Annotated in this window: 19 protein-coding genes; 5 read left to right on the top strand and 14 right to left on the bottom strand. The window is 68.7% G+C overall.

Going from position 1 to position 20,200, the window contains the following annotated elements:
- Positions 1–93 precede the first annotated feature (93 nt).
- Positions 94–588: a peroxiredoxin family protein gene (locus STHE_RS15975; protein ID WP_148220135.1), complete on the top strand. Its 495-nt coding sequence runs from the start codon at positions 94–96 to the stop codon at positions 586–588.
- Positions 589–765: 177 nt separating this feature from the next.
- On the top strand, positions 766–1,116 hold the full coding sequence (locus STHE_RS15970; RefSeq protein ID WP_012873629.1) for a cupin domain-containing protein: 351 nt from the start codon (positions 766–768) through the stop codon (positions 1,114–1,116).
- A 9-nt stretch (positions 1,117–1,125) separates the two neighbouring features.
- Here STHE_RS15970 and STHE_RS15965 read toward each other — a convergent pair whose 3' ends face one another.
- The 10 genes from STHE_RS15965 to STHE_RS15920 all read right to left on the bottom strand — a co-directional run bounded on the left by STHE_RS15965 (position 1,126) and on the right by STHE_RS15920 (position 9,953).
- A complete protein-coding gene (locus STHE_RS15965; protein ID WP_012873628.1) occupies positions 1,126–2,079 on the bottom strand; it encodes a COX15/CtaA family protein in 954 nt (317 codons plus the stop codon).
- A 53-nt stretch (positions 2,080–2,132) separates the two neighbouring features.
- Positions 2,133–3,872: a cbb3-type cytochrome c oxidase subunit I gene (locus STHE_RS15960; RefSeq protein ID WP_012873627.1), complete on the bottom strand. Its 1,740-nt coding sequence runs from the start codon at positions 3,870–3,872 to the stop codon at positions 2,133–2,135.
- Between the two features lie 24 nt (positions 3,873–3,896).
- Entirely contained in the window at positions 3,897–4,448 is a 552-nt protein-coding gene (locus STHE_RS15955) for a cupredoxin domain-containing protein (RefSeq protein WP_012873626.1), read from the bottom strand.
- A gap of 48 nt (positions 4,449–4,496) precedes the next feature.
- Positions 4,497–4,667, bottom strand: a complete 171-nt coding sequence (locus STHE_RS19135) for a hypothetical protein (RefSeq protein WP_012873625.1) — start codon at positions 4,665–4,667, stop codon at positions 4,497–4,499.
- Positions 4,668–4,891: 224 nt separating this feature from the next.
- Entirely contained in the window at positions 4,892–5,764 is an 873-nt protein-coding gene (locus tag STHE_RS15950) for a cytochrome c oxidase assembly protein (protein ID WP_012873624.1), read from the bottom strand.
- Positions 5,765–6,034: 270 nt separating this feature from the next.
- Positions 6,035–6,613: a DUF5655 domain-containing protein gene (locus STHE_RS15945; protein ID WP_012873623.1), complete on the bottom strand. Its 579-nt coding sequence runs from the start codon at positions 6,611–6,613 to the stop codon at positions 6,035–6,037.
- A gap of 199 nt (positions 6,614–6,812) precedes the next feature.
- A complete protein-coding gene (locus STHE_RS15940; protein WP_012873622.1) occupies positions 6,813–7,229 on the bottom strand; it encodes a TIGR03667 family PPOX class F420-dependent oxidoreductase in 417 nt (138 codons plus the stop codon).
- A 357-nt stretch (positions 7,230–7,586) separates the two neighbouring features.
- The gene (locus tag STHE_RS19270) at positions 7,587–8,192 is read right to left on the bottom strand and encodes a collagen-like protein (RefSeq protein ID WP_012873621.1); all 606 of its coding nucleotides are present in this window, start codon (positions 8,190–8,192) and stop codon (positions 7,587–7,589) included.
- Between the two features lie 380 nt (positions 8,193–8,572).
- On the bottom strand, positions 8,573–9,412 hold the full coding sequence (locus STHE_RS15925; RefSeq protein WP_012873620.1) for a CPBP family intramembrane glutamic endopeptidase: 840 nt from the start codon (positions 9,410–9,412) through the stop codon (positions 8,573–8,575).
- A 31-nt stretch (positions 9,413–9,443) separates the two neighbouring features.
- Positions 9,444–9,953, bottom strand: coding sequence for a hypothetical protein (locus STHE_RS15920; protein WP_012873619.1), 510 nt, complete (start codon positions 9,951–9,953; stop codon positions 9,444–9,446).
- 179 nt (positions 9,954–10,132) lie between these two features.
- Here STHE_RS15920 and STHE_RS15915 point away from each other — a divergent pair, with 179 nt between their 5' ends.
- Positions 10,133–10,564, top strand: coding sequence for a cupin domain-containing protein (locus STHE_RS15915; RefSeq protein ID WP_012873618.1), 432 nt, complete (start codon positions 10,133–10,135; stop codon positions 10,562–10,564).
- Positions 10,565–10,807: 243 nt separating this feature from the next.
- Here the strand turns inward: STHE_RS15915 and STHE_RS15910 are convergent, their stop codons facing one another.
- On the bottom strand, positions 10,808–11,773 hold the full coding sequence (locus STHE_RS15910; protein WP_041400468.1) for a hypothetical protein: 966 nt from the start codon (positions 11,771–11,773) through the stop codon (positions 10,808–10,810).
- 233 nt (positions 11,774–12,006) lie between these two features.
- On the opposite strand from STHE_RS15910, the gene STHE_RS15905 reads away from it, so the two are divergent.
- Positions 12,007–14,268, top strand: a complete 2,262-nt coding sequence (locus STHE_RS15905) for a xanthine dehydrogenase family protein molybdopterin-binding subunit (RefSeq protein ID WP_012873616.1) — start codon at positions 12,007–12,009, stop codon at positions 14,266–14,268.
- 137 nt (positions 14,269–14,405) lie between these two features.
- Here the strand turns inward: STHE_RS15905 and STHE_RS15900 are convergent, their stop codons facing one another.
- A complete protein-coding gene (locus STHE_RS15900; RefSeq protein ID WP_012873615.1) occupies positions 14,406–15,770 on the bottom strand; it encodes a serine hydrolase domain-containing protein in 1,365 nt (454 codons plus the stop codon).
- Between the two features lie 691 nt (positions 15,771–16,461).
- Positions 16,462–16,809 carry a hypothetical protein gene (locus STHE_RS18890; protein WP_169308216.1) on the bottom strand — a complete coding sequence of 116 codons (348 nt, stop codon included), beginning with the start codon at positions 16,807–16,809 and terminating at the stop codon, positions 16,462–16,464.
- A 194-nt stretch (positions 16,810–17,003) separates the two neighbouring features.
- On the opposite strand from STHE_RS18890, the gene STHE_RS15895 reads away from it, so the two are divergent.
- On the top strand, positions 17,004–18,530 hold the full coding sequence (locus STHE_RS15895; RefSeq protein WP_148220132.1) for a hypothetical protein: 1,527 nt from the start codon (positions 17,004–17,006) through the stop codon (positions 18,528–18,530).
- 588 nt (positions 18,531–19,118) lie between these two features.
- On the opposite strand, the gene STHE_RS15890 is transcribed toward STHE_RS15895, so the two are convergent.
- Positions 19,119–20,042, bottom strand: coding sequence for an IS982 family transposase (locus tag STHE_RS15890; protein ID WP_012873612.1), 924 nt, complete (start codon positions 20,040–20,042; stop codon positions 19,119–19,121).
- Positions 20,043–20,200 lie beyond the last annotated feature (158 nt).

Below are 20,200 nucleotides of genomic sequence, written 5' to 3'. Positions count from 1 at the left end.
AGAGGGATGCGACCGTGCCCGGCACGGGCGCGAGTGAGGGGGAGCGGGTTGGTCCGCCGCGCCCGAGGCGCGGCGGCAGGAAAGGAGCGCGGGATGCCACTGGAGACCGGCGCCAGAGCGCCCGAGTTCACGCTCAAGGACGCCGCTGAAGGGCGAGAGCACAGCCTGGCCGAGGCTCTCAAGGCCGGTCCGGTCCTGATCAGCATCTACAAGTCGTCTTGCCAGGCGAGCAAGACGATCTTCCCCTTCCTGGAGCGGATCTACCAGCAGTACCCCAAGGATCGTCTCACTGTCTGGGGAATCGCGCAGGACTCGCCGAACGTCACGCGCTCGTTCGCGCGCCGCTACGGGGTGACCTTCCCGCTCCTGGTCGATCAGGACGACTACGCGACCTCGCGCGCGTACGACATCATGGCCACGCCGTCGGTATTCCTCATCAACCAGCAGGGCGAGATCGTCTGGCAGGGGATGGGGTTCCAGAAACCGGCGATGGACGACCTGAGCGCCGAGGTGGCCAAGCTGCTCGGCGTCGAGCCGGTGGACATCACGTCCGGCACCGACGACGTGCCCCCCTGGGTGCCTGGCTGACCCTCGAAGCACCTGTCCTGAGTTTCAGGACACACGCCCGACCAGGAGCGCCGGCAGGGTTCCGGCGCTCCGAGCGTGAAAGCCTCATGCCCGCGGTGTCATTCCACCGTCTCCCCTCTCCCCTTGTGGAGGAGGGTCGGGGGTGGGGGGACCGGGAGCAGTGAAGGGAGCGGGAGGATGACGGACGTGCGCGCGGTGGCCTGGGACGACATCCCGGACGAGGAGGTCTACCCCGGGATCACCCGCCAGGTAATCCACGGCGAGCGGCAGACGCTGGTCCGCTACGTCTATCAGCCCGGCAGCGTCTTCCCCCAGCACCACCACCCGCAGGAGCAGGTCACCGCTGTGCTCAGCGGGCGGATCGAGTTCGACGTGGCCGGCACCCGGCGGGTGTTCGGCCCCGGCGAGGTCGCGGTCATCCCGGGGGATGTCCCCCACGGCGCTCAGGTCGTCGGTGACGAGGTGGTCGAGACGCTCAACGCCCTCAGTCCCCGCCGCGACGAGTCGCCCGGCCCAGACCGGAGCTAGCGTCCGCGCTCAGGCACGGGATGGAGCGGGCGCCGAACGCGGCAGCGGGGCGGCGGCCAGCGCCGGTTGCCGATCCAGCAGCACCAGCAGCACCAGCAGTGCCCAGATGAGCGCCGCAATCGCCAGGTGGGCGATCCGCACTACTGGTGCGAGGTCGAGCCAGATATTGGCCGCCCCGACCAGGATCTGCACCACCATCAACAGGTCGGCGGTGCTGCCGAGCGTCGCGAGCATCGGCGCGTCCGCGCGCCAGCGCCGGGCGTGCCGCCCCACCACCGCCACCAGCACGGCCGCCACGACCGCGGTCCACCGGTGGGTAAGGTGGACATCGACCGGCGTCCAGCCCGTCGGCACCCACGCCCCGCCGCAGAGCGGCCACTCGGTGCAGGCGATGCTGGCGCCGCTCTTGGCGGTGTACGCCCCGGTCAGCATCACCGCGAAGACGCCGGCGGCAGCGGCGGGTGCCCAGGCACCGAGCCGCGCGCCGCGCCCGATGCGAGACTCCCCACGCTCGCCGTTCACCGCCACCGCGAGCAGGGCGAGGCCCAGGCCGATCGCCAGATACGTGAGTGCCACCCCCAGGTGGATCGTGACGACCAGCGCGTCCAGGTGGGTGAACACCGTGATCGCGCCGAGCGACGCCTGCACCAGCACCAGCCCGACCGCAGCCAGCGGCAGGCGAGCGAACCAGGGGTTGATCCGCCGCAGCCGCCAGCCCTGCACCGCGAGCAGCCCGGTCAGCAGGATGACCGCCAGCGCCACCACCCGGTGGATGAACTCAGTCCAGGCCAGCACATCCCACTCCGGGATGACCTGACCATTGCAGAGCGGCCAGTCGGGACCGCAGCCCATTCCGGCACCGGTCACGCGGACCGTGCCGCCGACCACGATCAGGAGATAGCCGGCGACCGCGGTGGCGATCGCCAGCCGGGCGAAGCGTCGGGGGACCATCGTCGAGGACACCGGAGCTAGACCACCTCTCATGCTCTTTCCCACGCCCCACGCTCGGGCCGGATCTAGCGCACCTGCCAGGGCACGGTGCTCAACTCAAACCAGGAGAAGCCGTACAGCAACACGAACAGCGTCAAGAACGCCAGGGACAGCACCAGCGCGCCCGGCGCCTCGAACGCGCCGTGGGCGGGCGCCGGAGCCTCCCCCTCCTCACCGGAGGCTCCGGCCACGGCCGGCGCCGACGAGAACGCGTTCGCCATAACCCGCCCCAGGTCTGGCGTCGCGGTGCGCTGCCCAAGTGCGACGGTGGCGACGATAATCGTCACGAACATCGCGCCGCCGATCACCGCAATCACCGCGCCGATCCCCAGCAGTGCCATGAAGACATCCACCTCGGTCGTCTGGAAGATCTGGGTGGGGAGCGTCGAGACCCGATCGAAGGTGATGTCCCAGTGCCGCCGCGGCACGCCCCAGTGCCCCGCCAGCCCGGTCCCGATCCCCCAGACGACCATGCCCGCGCCATAGAGATACGGCTGGTACCGGGCCCAGCCCCGCAGCACGAGTTGCCGCTGGAAGATCAGCGGCACGAGGTAGTAGGCGAGCCCCATGAAGGCGATCGTCGTGCCCGCCACCACCGTCATATGGAAGTGCGCGGGCGACAGCAGCGTGTTGTGCACGATCATGTTCACCTGCGGCCCGCCGATGATCACCCCGCTGATGCCACCCATGACCCCGAAGAGGAACAGGCTCACCGCGAGCGCGGCGAAGCCCGGCTCCCCCCAGGGCGCCCGCCGCAGCCAGCCGAACAGACCCCGTCGGTGCCCCTGTGTCCGCATCCCCAGCTCGACCGAGGCGGGAATGCTGAAGCCATGGATCAGGCTCCCGAGTACGGCGAGGTACATGAAGTAGCTGGTGTTGATGTTGCGCAGCCACGGGGTCAGGCCCGGGTCGACCAGCAGGTGGTGCATCGCCCCCATGTTGATGAAGAAGATGTAGAGGACGATCGCGAAGCGACTCAGGCCCTCGTTGAGGGGGCGGCCGCCGGTCATCAGGCTCGCGAGCCCGTACCAGACCGCCACCATCGCCGCCAGGTTGACCTGCTGCGCCCCGTGCCCCAGCCCCCAGTAGAGGAGCCGGTAGACGCCTGGGTCGATCGAGTCGATCACACCCGCCGACCAGAGGAAGGCCGGCAGCAGCGCCGCGGCACCGGAGATCAGGCTCCAGAGCGCGATGATCCCCGCCCCCGCCAGCGCGAAGGTGAAGAGCGGCAGTGAGCCGACATCCCCCCGCATCCGCGCGGCGAGGACGTTGATGAAGAAGTGAACTACCCCCAGGATTGCCCCCACCGCGAAGACCAGGACCGACGCGTAGTAGAGAGGCGGAGCCTGAAGCGGTGGGTAGGAGGTAAACATCACCGTCGCCCGGTCGGTCAGCATCAGCCCGGTGGCGACCACCGCGCCACCCAGCATCATGGCGTAGGCCACCCAGCCGAGCCGAGGTACCACCATCCGCGCACTCAGCAGCACCGTGCTGCCGAAGACGAGGCCGGCCATCTCGAAGAAGAGGATCCAGAAGATCAGCATGACCATGCCGTGCGCGGAGAGGAAGGCGTAGAACTGCTTGGCCGGCAGGAGATGGACCACCTGCCAACGGGTCAGCGCGATCAGCAGCGCCAGTATGCCGCCGAGCGCCAGGAAGAGGACCGCGGTCACCGCGTGGAACTTAATCAGCCGCTCGGCCGACCGGTCGATCACGAGACCGGTGACCCCACAGCGGCGCGCCAGGCCTGATATTGCCGTCTGCATCGTGTTGCCCCTTTCCTCCGCGCCCTAGTCGGTCACGATGATCCGGCCGGTCATAAGGTGGTGACCCGCGCCACAGAACTCGTTACAGACGACAGCGAACTCGCCCACCTGCTCGGGCGTCAGGCGGATCGCGGTGACGAACCCCGGCAAGACCTGGAAGTTGACGCTGTGGCGCTCCATCACCAGCGAGAAGCCGTGCTGCACATCGCGCGAGGAGATCAGGAACCGGTACTGCTCGCCGCGCTTGAGCTGCACCACCGGCCGCCAGGCGAACTGCTGCCCCTCCAGGTAGATGTCGCTGCCTGGCGGCGGAGCAACCACCGGCACACCATCCATCTCCCCGATCTGGTGCGCCTCGGTGAACTCCATGGTCAGGCGGTGAAACTCGGCGGGATCGATCCGATAGCTCTGAATCTCGTTCTGCTCGTTGCCGATCGCCGGCCAGATGAACGCGATCATCAGGAACATGCCCAGGCCCCAGATGGCAGCGATCGCCACCCAGAGCCGCTCGTCGCGGCCCAGCGGGCTCCACCACGTCCCCTGGGGCTTCGCCAGCGGGCTGAACCTGCCAGCCATGTACACCCCCTTTCCCCCTTCGCGCGGGCGAGCCGCCCAGCCCTGTCGCTACTCCCCGAAGAGCGGCACGTTGGCCAGGCTGATCAGCCCCCACACGATGTAGGTCAACGTCGGCACCACCAGCCCGGCGAGCAGGAGCAAGAACAGGTCATCGAGAAGCACCTGCGGCCAGGGGGGTCGCTCCCGACTCGGAGTCTGCGATGGATCGTCGTGTGCCATACGTCATGCCCCTTCCGGTACGCTCATCGAGCCGCAACCGGCGATATGAACCGCTGCCGCGGATGACCAGGGAACGATCGTTGGGACGCTGGCTCGCGCTACGCTGCCGGGTTTGCGCTACGGTAGCAACAACGCCACCGGCTGTGTCCTACCCGTCGGGATGGTTTCGCCCCACCCGCTGGGGTGGGATCCGATGCCGCGCCAGGTCGCTGGGCGCGGACCGATCAGGCGTGCTGGCCGGCGTGGTTCGCCGGGCGCGTTCGGAGGTACGGCGCGGCGAGGAGACCGATCAGGACCACCGCGTAGTAGAGTCCCGCGCTGGCCCACATGATCGCGCCCCCAAGCCGCTGGTCGCCGAGCGGGGTCAGGCCCCAGGGCGGCTCCGTCTCGGCGTAGACCGGATAAATGAGGTTGCGCGACAGGGTAATCGTGGCGCAGATAAGGTCCCCGGCCATCCAGGTCGCGAACAGCAGCAGCGCGGCCGCGGTCGTGGACAGGCGATAGTGCCGCGGGACCGGATCGATCAGCACCCACCAGAAGAGGAGCGCCGTGCCGAAGAAGGCGACATGCTCCAGATCGTGGATGAGCTCGTCGCGCACGGCGGCCTGATAGGGCCCCGGGAGGTGCCAAAACAGGAAGCTCCCATTATAGAGGAGGAACACGGTCATCGGGTGGACGACCATACCGAGCAGCCCGCGCAGCCCGGGGTGCCGGGCGGTGATCCCCATCAGCGCGCGGCTGTGGTGGGGGCGCAGGCCTCGCAGGAGAACCTGCACCGGCCGGCCCAACACCAGCAACGGCGCGGCGACCAGCATGAGGATCAGGTGCTGGACCATGTGGACCGAGAAGAGCACGCCGTTGAAGTGGTCCGGCGGGCCCATGAGCGCCACCGCCAGACTCACCAGCCCACCAAGGTAGGCGAGGACCTGCCAACGGGGCGGCACCCGCCGGCCGGCCAGGGCGGCCGCCCGGTAGGCGAGCAGGTACCCGGCCGCGGAGCCGCCGAGCAGCAAGGTGAGGAGCGGATCGGCATGCCAGGCCAGATACCACTCGTCCGGGTTCGCGCCACTGGCCACATGGAGCAGGGGGATGACCACGATCGCCTTCCTGGGAATTGCGCGAAACGCGCGGACGATGCTCCTAGGCGAGGGACACGTCCTACGACGAACTGCGCAGCGACTCAAATAGCACCGCGCGGATTATCGATGCAGCCATTATCCGGAACCCGGACGGCCGTGTCAAGCCCAAGTACGCACTCAGAGGCTCCCCATAGGGGGCGCTGGTCGGGGCCGTCACGGCACGACAGTCTTCGTCCTGTCGCCGGCGCCGCGGACGAACGCGCGTCATTCTCCGGCGCGATCGTCGGATCAGGTGTTTTCTTCGTAGGCGCGCCGCAGCCACTCGTCGACCTCGTCGTCGACCTCCTCCACCGATTCGAGGCCGATCCGCGCCGTCATGGCGCCGTTGCCCATGCTCGAGGCAGCGCGGAGGCGCCCGCCAAGTGGCGGGTCCGCGAGTCGCAGCCCGAGATCCACCCGCCGCCTGGTCGTGGGTTGCACCACCGCGAAGGTCCGGCGCGGCGTGACCAGAGCCACAAACGTCTTGCGCGCCTGAACCTTCACCTCGCCAAGCTGCCCCGCCCGCACGAGCACGGCGTCCAGGATCGGCCGAAGCGCGGGTCGGTCGGCGTAATGCGCGGCAATCAGGTCATCCGCCGTGGCAAGGAAGAAGTCAGGATAGCCGAACCGCTCCATCACCAGGAGTGTTTGCGCGTAGCCGGTTACGCCCTGCTCGGTGAGCCACGCCCGCAGGCTCGCCTCGTCGTGCGCGCCGGATTCGCGCACGCGGGCATTCCACGTCTCCACGTCGTCACCGGTCCGCCGCTTCAGCAGCTCGGCCATCCATGCCGTCATCTCGCGCCAATCACGCGCGCCGGGAATGCTCATGACTCATCTCCCCCACAGAGTCCAAGGCGCAGGAACCCAACGAGCACAGGATAGAGCGGCCGTTTCCGAGATGGCGAAGTGCTCATCCGGCGGGCTGCCCCCGTGAGCGCCGGCCCACCCCGCTCGTCGCCCGACGGACCGCAGGCGGTCAGCGTCCGCGATCCAGCCTGCCGACGACCTTGTCCGGCGCTGCATGAGGCTACCAGCCGTAGAACCGCTGCGGTACGACGCGGATGGCGACCGAGTAGTCGCGGGCGAACGACTCAGGGTCGGAGCCGATGCGCCGGATCCCGTCCCGGTACTTCTCGATCATCTCCGGCACCTCGGTAACGGGCGGCGCGTCCGGCACAATCTCCGCCACGCCGTCGATCCGCACCACGCTGTCGCCGTACTCGTCGGTGTTGAAGTGCAGCGACACCTTTGGGTTGTGGCGGATGTTGCGCACCTTCTGCTGATCCGGCCGCGAGTAGATGAGGATCGTCTCGCCGTCCCACAGGAACCAGACGGGGATCGGCTGCGGCTGCCCATCGCGCCGGACGGTCGTCAGCCAGATGACCTCCTCCTCACGCAGCCGCCGCTCGACCAGCCGTCCCCACTCCGTGGTGGTATCGAGCATCGCGATGCCCCTCCCACTCCTCACTCATACCTGCTTACGTCCAACAGCGACCGTCCCTCCCAGTCTATCTGCTCGGAAGCGCGACACTCAGCCCTGGCCTCAGCCGTTCTCCCCACTGCGCGCCGGACCCTGGACATGGAGGGCCGACTCGCGGTCGTGGCCCCGGCGTGCCGCACTCCCACCGCTGAGACGCGACCCCCCCCGAACGCGGAGGCCGTGCCGGCGCGCCACCACGCCCCCAGCCGGCGCACCGTCCGAACGGTGCTGGCGACCGCCCCGCGGATGGAGACAAGGAAGCCGCTGGAGACGAGACATCGCCAGCGGCCAGTGGATCACCGATGGGATGACCGGTGTGCCTTATTGCGCACAGATCATCGAGACGGTCAATTCCTGGTTTGTTCCGGAATTGTTAGTAACGATCACCCGCCACACTTGGACTAAGGATTGAATCGGTCGGCTCGCCCGCACTTCCACCCCAGGTCCGCCAGGCTGAATTTCATACCCTCCACCCAAGACGCGATTACTGGGAACCTGACAGGTGAACTCCCAGGACCCACTCTGCCCATTCTCAATGGTCACTGGGGTCGGCGTGTAGATCGTGATGTTATCCAGACCTGAATCGCCCTTCTCACCTTTCGGTCCCTGTGGCCCCTGCGGGCCCGCAGGCCCCTGTGGACCCGGATCGCCTTTCTCGCCCTTGGGTCCCGCCGGTCCCGCTGGCCCCTGTGGCCCCTGTGGCCCCATCTGGTTCCAGGAAATGGGAGTCTCGAACCACCAGCACTTTTTCGGGTTGTCCACGATGCGCAGCAACCCGGCCAACCCGGTTTTACAGCCGTAGATCACCTGGGCGTCCTGGTTGGCCAGCGCCACCCCGCTGAACAGCCCCACCAGCAGGCCGACGACGAGCAGCACCACCACCCGTCCCGATCGCACCAGGCGACCGAGCACCGATCCCCGCGTCACACTCGCCCCCTCTCTCGCGTACACCCCACCGCGGCGGGCTCGCTGTGACCGGTCACCGGACCAAACGAACCGCTCTCCAAAGCATAAACAGTGAGATCGTAGAGGAAAAGGCTCAGAAGGTCAAGTAGTCTCACAGCGCCAAGGTGAGTTAACGACAACGAGACCACAGGGTTGTGGTGGATGGTGCGCGGCTTCTCCTGGTTCGGCTGCGAGTCGATGAGGAGGCAATGGCCTACCGCACCGTCCCGGCGCGGTTCGATCCCTGCCGGTGGGCGCTGCATGTCGATCCACAGCGATGCCGAGCGTTGTACGGCCAGCGGCCGTGGGTGCGCACCCGCGGCCGCTGGGGTTATGCCGTCGCCGTAGAGGGATCAGCCGGATCAGTCGGCAGGGACGGAGGCCTTCTCCGGCTGCACACGCTCGGCCCGGCGGGGCAGAGTGAGCAGGGCTACCACGCCGGCGACGAGGTACAGCACGGAGATGAGCGCGGTGCGCGTGGCGTTGCCACCCTCATGCGCGAACACGGGGACGACGTTGAACGACAGGTTGGCCGCGGCATGCATCAGGATCATCGCCAGCACGCTCCCGCGCGTGGCGATGAACACCCGGGTGAAGAGCATGGTCGCGCCCGTGACCTGCACGGTGAAGAGCAGGAAGGACTGATCGGCCTGCGCGGTGCCGGGGACCAAGGCCATCGGCAGGTGCCACAGCGCCCAGATCGGGCCGAGGATCAGGCTCGTGGCGACCGGGCTCCACCGGGTGAGCGCCCGGGAAAGCGCGTAGCCGCGCCAGCCGAGGTCCTCACCGAGCGGTGCGATCCAGAAGGTCGCGAGCGTCTGGGCCGATGGCGCGAGGATCCACGCTTCCGGCGGCACGCCCGACACCAGGGAGTCCACGGCCACGCCGGTCAAGAGCACGGCGAACGGGACGACCAGGACCACGAGGTACCACCGCAGGGGGAAGCGCCACCGCCCCGCCATCCCCAGCAGGGTGCGCAACTCGCGCCGCCCGCCGCGCACGGCGGCCAGAGCACACGCCGTCAGCGCCGGCGCCAGCACCGCCAGGAGGCCGAGCAGGGCCACCGGTGAATTATGATCGACCGTCTCGTCGCGCCGCACCGCGACGATGATCGGAAGGTAGCTGAGCCAGGTGATGCCGATGGTGAGGCAAATGAACCACGCGAGATCACCCCTGGCACGGCTGGTTTCGCCGTTCGTCATGATCCGACTGAATCTCCACTCTAGAGGGCTCTTAGGAGTAGCGCTCCCGGCGCAACCGGACGTACGCCACCGTCGTCACGATCACAACCAGCAGCGACAGCAGCTCGAGGACGACGTGCTGCGCGTCGGGCACGGGCCGTCCTTCAATGACGGGCAGGAAGCGGACCGTCTGATCGTAGCCGTGGGCGGTGTACCAGTCGAACGCGCGGTGCAGCGGCGTCGAGCCGAAGAGGTACGGGATCCACCACTGCCGGATCTGCAGCAGGAGCCAGACATAGCTGTAGACCGTGCCGACGAGCATCAGCAGGGGGATCCGCAGCGCGAACCCCAGGGCGATGATGCTGAAGGGGATTACGCCCGAGAGAGTGCTCGCCAGTTGCGGCCCGGCCGCCTCGAGGTTGTTCCAAGGGGCTAGATCGACGTGGTTGGTGATGGCGAAGTAGGTCAGCATCAGGGCGATGGCCCCAACCACCAACCAGGACCACTGCCGCTCGCTCTCCGCCGACCTCACCCGTCCAGGGCGAAGCGTCGCCGCATCCATGTTCTGGGTGTACCTCCTCTCGCACCCTGTGCCATCGCTCGATCGGCTCGGCGTGGGCGTCCTGACGGCCCGTTCGCCGGCCAATCCGCCAGTATACCCCGCGGCCCGTCTTGGAGCCGAACCGGCGCGGTGCTACGATGCGCTGAACACATGACCGGGAACGAGCGAGGAGGACGCCCATGCCTGAGCCAGCCCAGCCCACCTGCACCGTCGTTCGCGGCAGCCACAGCTACGAGGGGAAGCAGGGCCTCTCCTACTTCGAGGGTATTTCGGCTCAGAGCGCGGGCGCGACCGGGCTCTGCATGCACCTGCTGACCATCCCGCCCGGCGGCCGAGCCAGGGCGCATCTGCACGAGCGACACGAAACGGCCATCTACGTGCTCAGCGGCGAGGCGGAGATGTGGTACGGAGAAGGACTCCGCGAGCACGTCGTCACCGGCCCGGGCGACTTCGTCTACATCCCGGCAGGCGTCCCGCACTTGCCGGCCAACCGCAGTCAGACCGAGCCGTGCATCGCCGTCATCGCCCGCACCGACCCGAACGAGCAGGAGAGCGTCGTGCTGCTGCCGGAGCTGGATGAGACGGCGGGCTTCACCGCTGACCGCAGGTAGTACAGGTAGTAGCGGAAAGGAACCAACACTCCAATACCCCCGGCTGACACGGTATCCAACGCCCAGGTAGGTGCCTGAAATAGGTGGTGCGAGGGACGCCGCGCGGTGGTCGGGGCCCGGGGGTAAACCCCCGGGCACGTGCCAGCGGCGAATTGCGCTGAACGACGACGCCCGCGCTCCTGGGCTGGATAGCTCCCGGCGAGGTCATGGGACCCGCGGACCGCCACGCGCAGGACTTGACGCTCACGCCACCTCTCGGATCTCCGCCCGGTCGAGCAGCCATTGCCGGCGCTCGGAGTCGAAGATCAGGTACCAGGTGCCGCTGAAGTAGCGCACGCGAGTGTCCCCGGCAGGGTCGCGCTCGTGCACCTCCAGGTTCACCGTGACGCGACCCGGCTCGCTCTGCGCCACGTAGGCGATGACGCGCTCGGTGTTCGCGTAGCCCGAGACCCAGGCGTCGTAGGGGTTCGCCGCCTGGAAGTTCGGTGAGAGGAAGGCGTACGCCGCCTCGTAGTCGCCCGCATCGAGCAGCCCGTAGAAGTGCTCGACGGTGAGCAGCTCGCTCCCCTGGACCGGCCCGACCTGCTCCGCGGTCGGCACGAGCGCGTCACCCTCGAGCCGGTAGCGGGTTTCGACCCAGGCGCTCGGGCAGCAGTTCGGTTCCCAACCGGCATAGGCCGCGGTGCGCAGGACCAGTTCGCCGCCGTCGAGGCGGATGTCCATCTTGTACGACGGCTGGGCCGCCGCAAGTCGCGGCCCGTCCGGCGTCGCGCGGTAGACGAGGACACCGATCGCGCCCGCCGTGCCGCCGGAGTGGAACGGGATGACGGCGTCCTCCTGCCCGTCGCCGTCGAGGTCGCCGTAGAGGATTTCATCCAGTGCTGGGAAGCCGTAGACCCCGCCCGGTCCATCCGGAAGGTAGAGGTCGCCCAGCTCGGCGGGGAAGCCCGACGGGGCAGCGCCGAATTCGAGCGCAGGGTCACCGGTCAGAACCGCACGCCAGTCGACATCGCGCAGCGAGGTGGTAGGCGGCGTTGCCGTGGGCGTGGCGGCGAGCGTCGGGGTCGCGGTGGGTGGCAGGGATAAGATGACCGGCGACGCCTCTGCAGGGGTCCCACTCGCCGCGCCCGGTCCCATCGTGGCGGACGGCCCGGATCCGCCGCAGGCACCGAGCACGGCGGCAGCCAGGATGATCACGAGCGTTTGCACCGCTCGCCGCTGTACTCCGTTCCACGATCCCCGGTGCACGCCGGCCGTCCTCTCTCACCGCCGAGCCAACCCGCCTGCTGATCGTACGCATTGTCCGTACACACGACAAGAGCGGGAGGTACCGCTCGCCCTGAGTCGGCTGACCCTGCGATCTCGGACCTACCTTGACGCTGAGCCAGCTAAGGACCAAGATTCCGGACGCGAGACCGGCACGAATAGCCGAGGGAGGCAGAATGACCGCGACTACGCTGATCGGGAAATCAATCCCACGTATCGACTCACCACAGAAGGTGCGCGGCCAGACCCGCTACACCGCCGACCTGACCCCGCCGGGAACCCTCATCGCCCGGCTCACGACCGCCACCCAGGCGCACGCCCGCATCACCGGTATCGACACCAGCGCCGCGCGGGCGGTCCCCGGCGTGGTGGACGTCGTCACGGGTGCGGACCTGTTGCCGGACGGACCTGAGCCATCGGAGAGGGCGCGGGCCATGCTCGCCCGCGACAAGGTGATCTACTACGGTCAGCCGGTCGCGGTGGTGATCGCCGAGAGTGAGGCGGCTGCGGAGGAGGCCGCGGCGCTGGTCCAGGTCGACTACGAACCGCTCGGTGTCGTGATCGATCCGCGCGCCGCGATGCAGCCGGACGCCCCGGTAATCCGCCCCAAGGCGCAGGAGGGGGAGTGGGCCGAGGCGCAGATGCATGCCACGGTCCAGGGCGGTGAAGAGGTCGACGTCAACCGCCTGCCGGACAACGTCATCAGCGCCGTCCGTTTCAGCCGGGGCGATGTCGAGCAGGGCTTTGCCGAGGCGGACGTCGTCGTCGAGCGCAGCTTCACCACACCCTCGGTGCACCAGGGCTACATCGAGCCGCATGCGACGCTGGCGGTACCCGACCCGCTGGGCAACCTCACGATCTACACCGCGACCCAGGGCCAGTTCTACGCGCGCACCGTCACCGCCGACACGCTGGGCCTGGCGCAGAACCAGGTGACGATCGTGCCGATGGAGGTCGGTGGCGGCTTCGGCGGCAAGACGGTTCTCCTGGAGCCCCTGGTTGGCGCCCTGGCGCTGCGCACCGGCCGCCCGGTCAAGCTGGTCCTCTCCCGCATGGAGGAGTTCCTGCTGGCGACCCCCGCCCCTGGCGCGGTGATCGACGTGAAGCTCGGGGCCAAGAAAGACGGGACCATCACCGCCATCCAGGGTCACGTCATCTTCGACTCGGGGGTCTACCCCGGTGCACCGGCCGTTGTGGCGCTGCTGATCCTGGGCGGTTACTACCGCTGCGCCAACCTCGACCTGATCGGCTACGAGGTACTGACCAACAAACCGGGTGTAGGTGCCTATCGCGCCCCCGGCGCGCCGCAGGGAACCTTCGCGATCGAGCAGGCGGTGGACGAGGCGGCCCGCGCGCTCGGCTGGGATCCGCTGGAGTTCCGGCTGCGCAACGTCTCTGCCCCGGGCGACCCGCAGCCCAACGACGTGCCCTGGCCGGAGATGGGGTTGCGTGAGGTGCTCGAGGCAGTGCGCGACCACTGGCAGCAGCGCACCGCCGGTCCGAACGAGGGCTTCGGCATCGCGATCGGCGGCTGGCCCGGCGGGATCGAGCCCTGCGCAGCCAACGTCCGGGTCAACACCGACGGCAGCCTGACCGTGTCCCTGGGGTCGGTCGACATAACCGGCACCAACACGACGATGGCGATGATCGCCGCCGAGACCTTCGGCGTCCCGGTGGACCGGGTGAAGGTCGTGACCGACAACACCGACGGCGCCCCGTACGCGGGCATGAGCGGCGGCAGCAAGATCACCTACACGGTGGGACTGGCGGTGCGCGCCGCAGCGGAGGAGGCACGGCGGCAGGTGTTCGCCATCGCCGCGGCCGAGCTGGAGGCGGCGCCGGAAGACCTGGAGATAGTGGACGGCAAGGTCCAGGTCAAGGGTGTGCCCGACCGCTCGATCGCCATCGGCGAGATCGCGCGCCTGAGCATGACGTTCGGCGGCAAGTACGAGCCGGTCTACGGCGTCGGCAAGTCGGCCGTGACGGCGCGCGCACCCGGCTTCTCCGCTCAGATCGCCCATGTCCGGGTGGACCCGGCGACTGGTGAGGTCACGCTGCTGGGGATCGTCGCGGCGCAGGACGTCGGGCGGGCGTTGAACCCGGCGCTCGTGGAAGGGCAGATCCACGGCGGTGTGGCCCAGGGCATCGGCTGGGCGCTGCACGAGGGCCTGATCTACGACGACAACGGCCAGCCTCTGAACCCGACGCTGATGGACTACAGCCTGCCGGCCGCCCCGCAGGTGCCACCGATCGAGGTGAAGCTGGTGGAGGTACCGTCCTCGGCCGGGCCGTTCGGCGCCAAGGGTGTCGGCGAGCCGCCGGTCATCCCGACCGCGGCGGCCATCGCCAACGCCATCGCCGACGCGACCGGCGCCCGCGTCACCGACCTCCCGATGACCGCCCCGCGCATCCGCGCGGCGATAGCGAAGGCGGAGTAGGGGGAAGAACCCCTCACCCCCTGACCCCCTCTCCCACAAGGGGAGAGGGGGAATGTCAGACGTGACAATGCCGCCGTCGGTTTGACACCGACGGCGGCACTCGTTGCGATACTGCTGCGAGTCGTCTAGCCCAGGCGCTACCGCCCCTGCCAGTCCGCCAGGCGGCCGTGGAAGCGGAGGAAGCGGGGGGCGCCGTCGGGGCCCTCCAGGAACTCGACCGTCTCCCCGCGCACGTGGGTGTCGGCGATCAGGAAACGCCGCTCGCCGATCGGGATGAGCGTCAGCGGGGGCAGCGTCGTCTCCTTGCCGGTGAGCTGGCTGCGGGTCACCACGTCGGCGCGCAGCCGGTCCCCGTCGACCGAAATCGTGATGTCGACGTCAGGGCGATGGTAGCGCCCGGCGAACCAGGCCAGCTCATCCGCGGACAGGCTCACCGGCTCCGGCCGAACCGGCCGCAGGCCGCACTCGTGCTCCAGCACCCAGTCGATGATCTCGCTGTACGCCGCCGCGCCCTGCGAGCTGTTGGTCAGGACCGCCACGGCGAAGCCGCGCCCGGGCACGAGACGGAGCTGGGCCTGGAACCCGCCGGTCGTGCCGCCGTGCCCGATGACCCACCCGCCGTCGTAAGCGTGCAGCGCCCAGGCCAGCCCGTAGGCCTCGGCGAAGCTCCCGGCCTCCGCCTGCGGCTCGCGCATCGCTGCCAGCGATTCGGGGGAGAGCACCCGCTTCCCGTCCACGGTGCCGTCGCCCAGGTGGAACGCGGCAAAACGGAGCAGGTCGCCGACGTCGGAGATGATGCCGCCGGCGGCGTTGACGCAGCGCGGCAGCGGGTAGCGGCGTGCCACCTCGTGGGCCGGCTCGCCCGGCTGCACCGGCGAGTGGCCGACCGCCACCGGATAGGTGATCGCCTCGTGTGCGAAGAAGAAGGAGCGCGTCAGGCCCAGCGGCTCAAAGACCCGTTCCCGCATGACCGCCTCGAACGGCTTCCCGGTCAGTCGCTCGATAATCGCGCCGGTGAGGTAGAAGCCGCTGTTGCAGTAGGCCCAGGTCTCGCCGGGCGGGGTGATCTGCCGCAGGGTGTGGAACTCGGCGATGGCACGCGTCAGGGCGTCGTCCCCCATGCCATAGTCGGTGAAGCGGTCGCCTTCCAGCCCGCTGGTGTGGGCCAGCAGGTGGCGCACGGTGATCGCATCGCGCGCCGCGGCGTCGGCCAGCACGAGGTCCGGCAGGTACGTCCACACCGGCGTGTCGAGATCGAGCACGCCCTCCTCGACGAAGGTCATGACCAGCGTCGCGGTGTAGACCTTCGAGATCGACCCGATCTGGAACAGGCTGTCCGGCCGTAGGGGGTAGCCGCTCTCCAGGCTGGCGACGCCGTAGGCGCGGGTCTCGGCCTCCCCGTCGCGCAGGATCCCCAGCGTCAGGCCGGGCACCCCCCAGCGGGTCATCGCGGCTTCCACCACCCCGTCGAGCTCAGGGGCGGGCGTGGTCGTCTCGGACATTCAGCTCTCCCATTCGCATCGGGCGCGCAGAGCACCCAAGACGTACATCCGGTAATCGCCGCGAGGCAGTGCCACTGCGGCCGAGGGCTATCTTCGCTGAGATCGACGGTGGGTGGTAGGTCCGGAGCCCTCCGGCGCGTGGGTGGATCGCCCGGGCCAGAGGTGGAGAGAGGGGGTGCGTGTGGGAGGAGCGGTCAGGTGGGCAGCCACAGAACGCTCGTCTGCCGATCCCAGCCGACACCCTTCCCTTCCCTTGACGCGGTGGCCGGCAACGCCAGAGCCGCTCGATGAGCGACTCGCTCGATGCCGCGACCGCTCCTCTCACCGCACCGCGACAGCGGCACAGCCGGTCCCCCAACCGGCGCACCGTGCCGATGTCGTGTTAGAGTTCTCCACGACGCGCGCTCTGGGGGAGCGCGTTGGCCACGCTGGTGGCGTCGCCGCGGACCGGACTGGTCGGCTCGCCACCCCGGCCGATGTCCCCTTCGGCACCGGGTCCAGCCGTGACCGGGCCCCAGATTACAGACTGGAAAGAAAGATGTCAAGTAGGTTGGGGGGCATTAGTCGGCCGATCGGCTTCCGAACGCGCCACTCCCGCGATACATGATGCACGCCTTCGGGTAAGAAACCCCGAATTCACGACGAAATCCGGGGCTCTCCCACATCCCGAGCCCGCGGAGAGAGTGGTCGATCAGATGACCAGTCGCACGGCACCGATCACCGGCCGGGAGGCAATCAGCAGCGAGCCGATGATGAGCATGACATCGATGACGACCAGCGACCAGCGGCGGGCACGCCAGTGCCCCGGCAAGACCCGGCCGATGATCGCGACGGTCGCCACGACGACCAGGACGCTGAACACCCCGGCGATGATGATGGTCAGCTCCTCGCCGATGCTGCACCTCCCGCTGCTTTGCCGAACCCGGCCCCATCCTACCTCATGTGCGTTTGCGAGCGCCCGTCCTCGGGCGAGACGATGCCGCTTCGGGACATAATGACGCAACCACGTGCCGAATCGCACGTCATGGAGTTTCGGCAAAGCTCGTTCGAGTGGCGTGTGCTCCTGACGTGCAACCCACCCGACCAGCCCTCGAACAGGCGGATGGTGTTCCTGGGCCGATGTCGGAAAGGGGCCCGTTACGAAAGGAGACACGCCAGTGAAGCACCGCCTGGCCAGCCTGGTGGTCATACGATACCTCGGGCATCAACCTGTTCAACCCGAGCGGCATGGCCGTGACGGCGAGCGTCCAGTTCGTCGACGCGGCCGGGGTGCCAGTGGCGCCGACAACCGGTGCGGATGACCGGGAGGCGCCGCTGAATCTGAATCTGCCGGCAGGCGCCGGGGCGACGGTCTACACGCTCGGCCTGGGCGAGATGCCGGCTGGGTTCCGGGGCGCGGCCGTGGTCGGCGTGCTGGGCGGGGGCACGCTGGTCGGCGTCTCGAACAATGTCAACTACGAGGTAGCCGGTGACGGCTCGGCGGTCTACAACCTCGTCCGGACCGACTTCACCCGCTTCCAGGCCGGCTTGTCGGTCGACGCCACGTCGGCCACGCCGACGGCGCGCGGCACCTACACACTACACGTCACCGCTCTCAACGCCTTCGGCCCGATCGCCGGTTTCCCGCTGGAGTGCAAGGTCAGCGCCGGTCCGAACGCGGGCGCGCCGGCCATCCGAACCACGACCGACCAGAACGGCCGGGCGAGCTGCGCCATCACCGACACCGCCGCCTCCGGCAGCAACCACGAGGACACCGTCACCGTCTGGGCCGACTTCAACGGCAATGGCGTCCGGGACCTGACCGAGACGACCACGGTGACGCTGATCTGGCAGCCCTCCGGCCCGACGATCCTGACCGCGACCCCGTCGACCACGACGCCGACGGCCCGCCAGTCGGTCACGCTGACCATCACGGCGGTGGACGGCTACGGTGGTCCGGCCAACGGCGTCGCCGTCACCTGTGCGGTGACGAGCGGCCCGAACAGCGGCCAGTCGACCGGTGCAACGATCGGAGCGGACGGCCAGACGACCTGCGCCATCACCGATGCCAAGGCCGCGGCCAACAATGACACGGACACCATCACTGTCACGGCCGATGTCGACGGCGACGGCACCGGTGAGACCACCACGGTGACCGTCACCTGGCAACCCTCCGGCGTAGCGAGGCTGACGGTGTCGCCGACGTCGTCGTCGCTGGCGTATACATTCTGGTTCAACATGACGGTGACGGCTATCGACGCGTACGGCGGCCCCGTCAGCGGTGTCCCCGTGAAATGCCAGATCACAGCCGGCCCGAACACCGGCCAGTCGGTCAACGCCACGACCGGCGCGAACGGCAGCACAACCTGTAGCGTCAAGAACTACGACAACGCCACGTACGACAACTACGTCGACACCGTCACCGTGACGGGTGACGTCGACGGCGACGGCACCGACGAGACCGCGACGGCGACCGTGACCTGGTTGCCGGGTCAATCGAGCATCAACCTAAGCGGGCAGCCGAGCAAGTATTCGAACTCCGTCAGCGTCGCCTTCATCGTCCGCGACGGCTACTACCAACTGATACCGGACCTCCCGGTGACCTGCGAGGTTATCCAAGGCACGAACGCGGGCAAGACCGTCACCACCACGACCAGCATGAATGGCTTGGCGTACTGCTCCTTCAGCAGCATGATCCCATCAGGCACCGATGTCATCGTCGCCAAGGCAACGATCCGTGGTCAGGAACGGCAATCGTCGTGGATCTACGTTTACTGGTAGACGCAGCACCGTCGCGCGACTGACTGGAGGGAACCGACCGCCGGTCGGTTTCCGCTGACCCGTCACACCGGAGCCGCCCCCTGGAGCCTTCCAGGGGGCGGCTCTTTGGTTACGGCGAGAACGAACCGCATACGCTGGCATTCCGGCCGCGCCGTCTCCAGCCCGCCTCCGCCGGCTCGCGCGGCTGCCGACCGTGTCCGGGCTGGGTGGCGTGAGGATCCCCGCGTCGTGGCGCGTGCCCGGGGCTTGAGCCCCGGGCTGACAAGGAAAGCCGGCTGAAGCCGGCTCTGGAGTGCGGCGGCCCCAGCCGCCGCTTTGGTACGGCGCGGCCCCAGCCGCGCCGGGGCCGGTTGCGCGCCGACATCGGGACGCGCGATGGGTGGTACGAAGGATCCCGCATCCTGGCGCGTGTCCGGGGCTAAAGCCACCGGGCTGACAACGAAAAGCCCACTGAAGGGGCTAGGGATTGGGCGTCACGTGAGATGCCGGATCGGCTCCGCCGGGGTGTGGCCATCGCAGCCCCTTCGGTGGGCTTACCCGAATTCAGCCCGGCGGCTTTAACGCTTGGTGTGAGTTAGGGCGCCGTGGCTACCAGGTGATCAGGTTCGCCACGGCCAGCAGCGGCCGCCCCTGCTGCCGATTCAGCCAGCAACAGAGGTTGTGCAGCGCCACCTTGGCCGCCAGTCGCGCCTGGAAGCCCGCCAGGGTGTGCGGGCGCTCGCGTGCCAGCCCGAAGGTGTGCAGCAGTCGTCCAACGACCGTCTCCACGATCTGGCGATGGCGGGCCACCCAGCGGCGGACCGCCTTGGGCCAGCGCCGCCGACTGCCCCGCTGCGGGGTGGCCACCAGCGTCACGCCATAGGTGGCCGCCAGGTGCGCCTTGTAGTCCTCGCCGGCAAAGCCACTGTCGGCCAGATAGGTCGCCACCGGCGTGCCGACACTGGGCAGGCGGGGATCGGGGTGGGCCCGACAGGCAATCAGGGTCTCGGCGAGGGACCGCTCATTGGTGCTGGCCGGGGCCACGCCCCAGCCGGTGATCGCCCCCTCCAGGCTGACGGCGGTCAGCACGCGGAAGCCGGCAAACCAGCCCAGGCGCAAGCTGAAGCCGATGTTGGCCTCGCCCGCCAGCCAGCCCCGCCCGCGGCGCTTGGCGTTGCGCACCGGAGCCGGCGCCACATCGAGCACATCCACCGCCACTGGCCCCCGGCCAAGTTGGTCTGCCAGGTAGAGGGCGAACTGGGCCAGGGCGACCTGATGCCGCCGCAGCAGCCGGTTGTATTGGCTGCGGTGGGGCAGGGTCGGGAAGTAGGGGCGCAGGTGGCGCTCGGCGTAGCGGTAGAAGTCCTGCTCACTGGAGAACCTCATCCACTGCCCGAAGATGGCCAGGGTCAAGACCTCGCTGCGGCTCAGGGCCGGCGCGGGGCCGGGGCGGTGGGGCTCCGGGGGCAGGTGGGTCTGGCAGAAGGTGTCGACCAGGACATAGACTGTAATCAGGAAGGTGTCCACATCCATCGGGTGCTCCTTTCGTGGGAGACGGATACGAGCTATCTCCCGTATGGAAGTGGGCACCTTCCTGTGTCAAGAGGGCACAGCATGCCCCGGCTAACTCACACCAAGCGTTTTAGCCCCGGGCACGGGCCGAGCGCGTACGCTCGCATAATTCGTCGAAC

Source organism: Sphaerobacter thermophilus DSM 20745 (assembly GCF_000024985.1).
Classification (GTDB): domain Bacteria; phylum Chloroflexota; class Chloroflexia; order Thermomicrobiales; family Thermomicrobiaceae; genus Sphaerobacter; species Sphaerobacter thermophilus.
This window is presented reverse-complemented; position numbering and strand designations above follow the sequence as displayed.

Bases quoted from the DNA above. Each gene is read 5' to 3' on its own strand.
- STHE_RS15975 (WP_148220135.1), top strand. From the start codon at position 94: ATGCCACTGGAGACCGGCGCCAGAGCGCCCGAGTTCACGCTCAAGGAC.
- STHE_RS15970 (WP_012873629.1), top strand. From the start codon at position 766: ATGACGGACGTGCGCGCGGTGGCCTGGGACGACATCCCGGACGAGGAG.
- STHE_RS15960 (WP_012873627.1), bottom strand. From the start codon at position 3,872: ATGCAGACGGCAATATCAGGCCTGGCGCGCCGCTGTGGGGTCACCGGT.
- STHE_RS15955 (WP_012873626.1), bottom strand. From the start codon at position 4,448: ATGGCTGGCAGGTTCAGCCCGCTGGCGAAGCCCCAGGGGACGTGGTGG.
- STHE_RS19135 (WP_012873625.1), bottom strand. From the start codon at position 4,667: ATGGCACACGACGATCCATCGCAGACTCCGAGTCGGGAGCGACCCCCC.
- STHE_RS15945 (WP_012873623.1), bottom strand. From the start codon at position 6,613: ATGAGCATTCCCGGCGCGCGTGATTGGCGCGAGATGACGGCATGGATG.
- STHE_RS15940 (WP_012873622.1), bottom strand. From the start codon at position 7,229: ATGCTCGATACCACCACGGAGTGGGGACGGCTGGTCGAGCGGCGGCTG.
- STHE_RS15925 (WP_012873620.1), bottom strand. From the start codon at position 9,412: ATGACGAACGGCGAAACCAGCCGTGCCAGGGGTGATCTCGCGTGGTTC.
- STHE_RS15920 (WP_012873619.1), bottom strand. From the start codon at position 9,953: ATGGATGCGGCGACGCTTCGCCCTGGACGGGTGAGGTCGGCGGAGAGC.
- STHE_RS15915 (WP_012873618.1), top strand. From the start codon at position 10,133: ATGCCTGAGCCAGCCCAGCCCACCTGCACCGTCGTTCGCGGCAGCCAC.
- STHE_RS15905 (WP_012873616.1), top strand. From the start codon at position 12,007: ATGACCGCGACTACGCTGATCGGGAAATCAATCCCACGTATCGACTCA.
- STHE_RS15900 (WP_012873615.1), bottom strand. From the start codon at position 15,770: ATGTCCGAGACGACCACGCCCGCCCCTGAGCTCGACGGGGTGGTGGAA.
- STHE_RS15890 (WP_012873612.1), bottom strand. From the start codon at position 20,042: ATGGATGTGGACACCTTCCTGATTACAGTCTATGTCCTGGTCGACACC.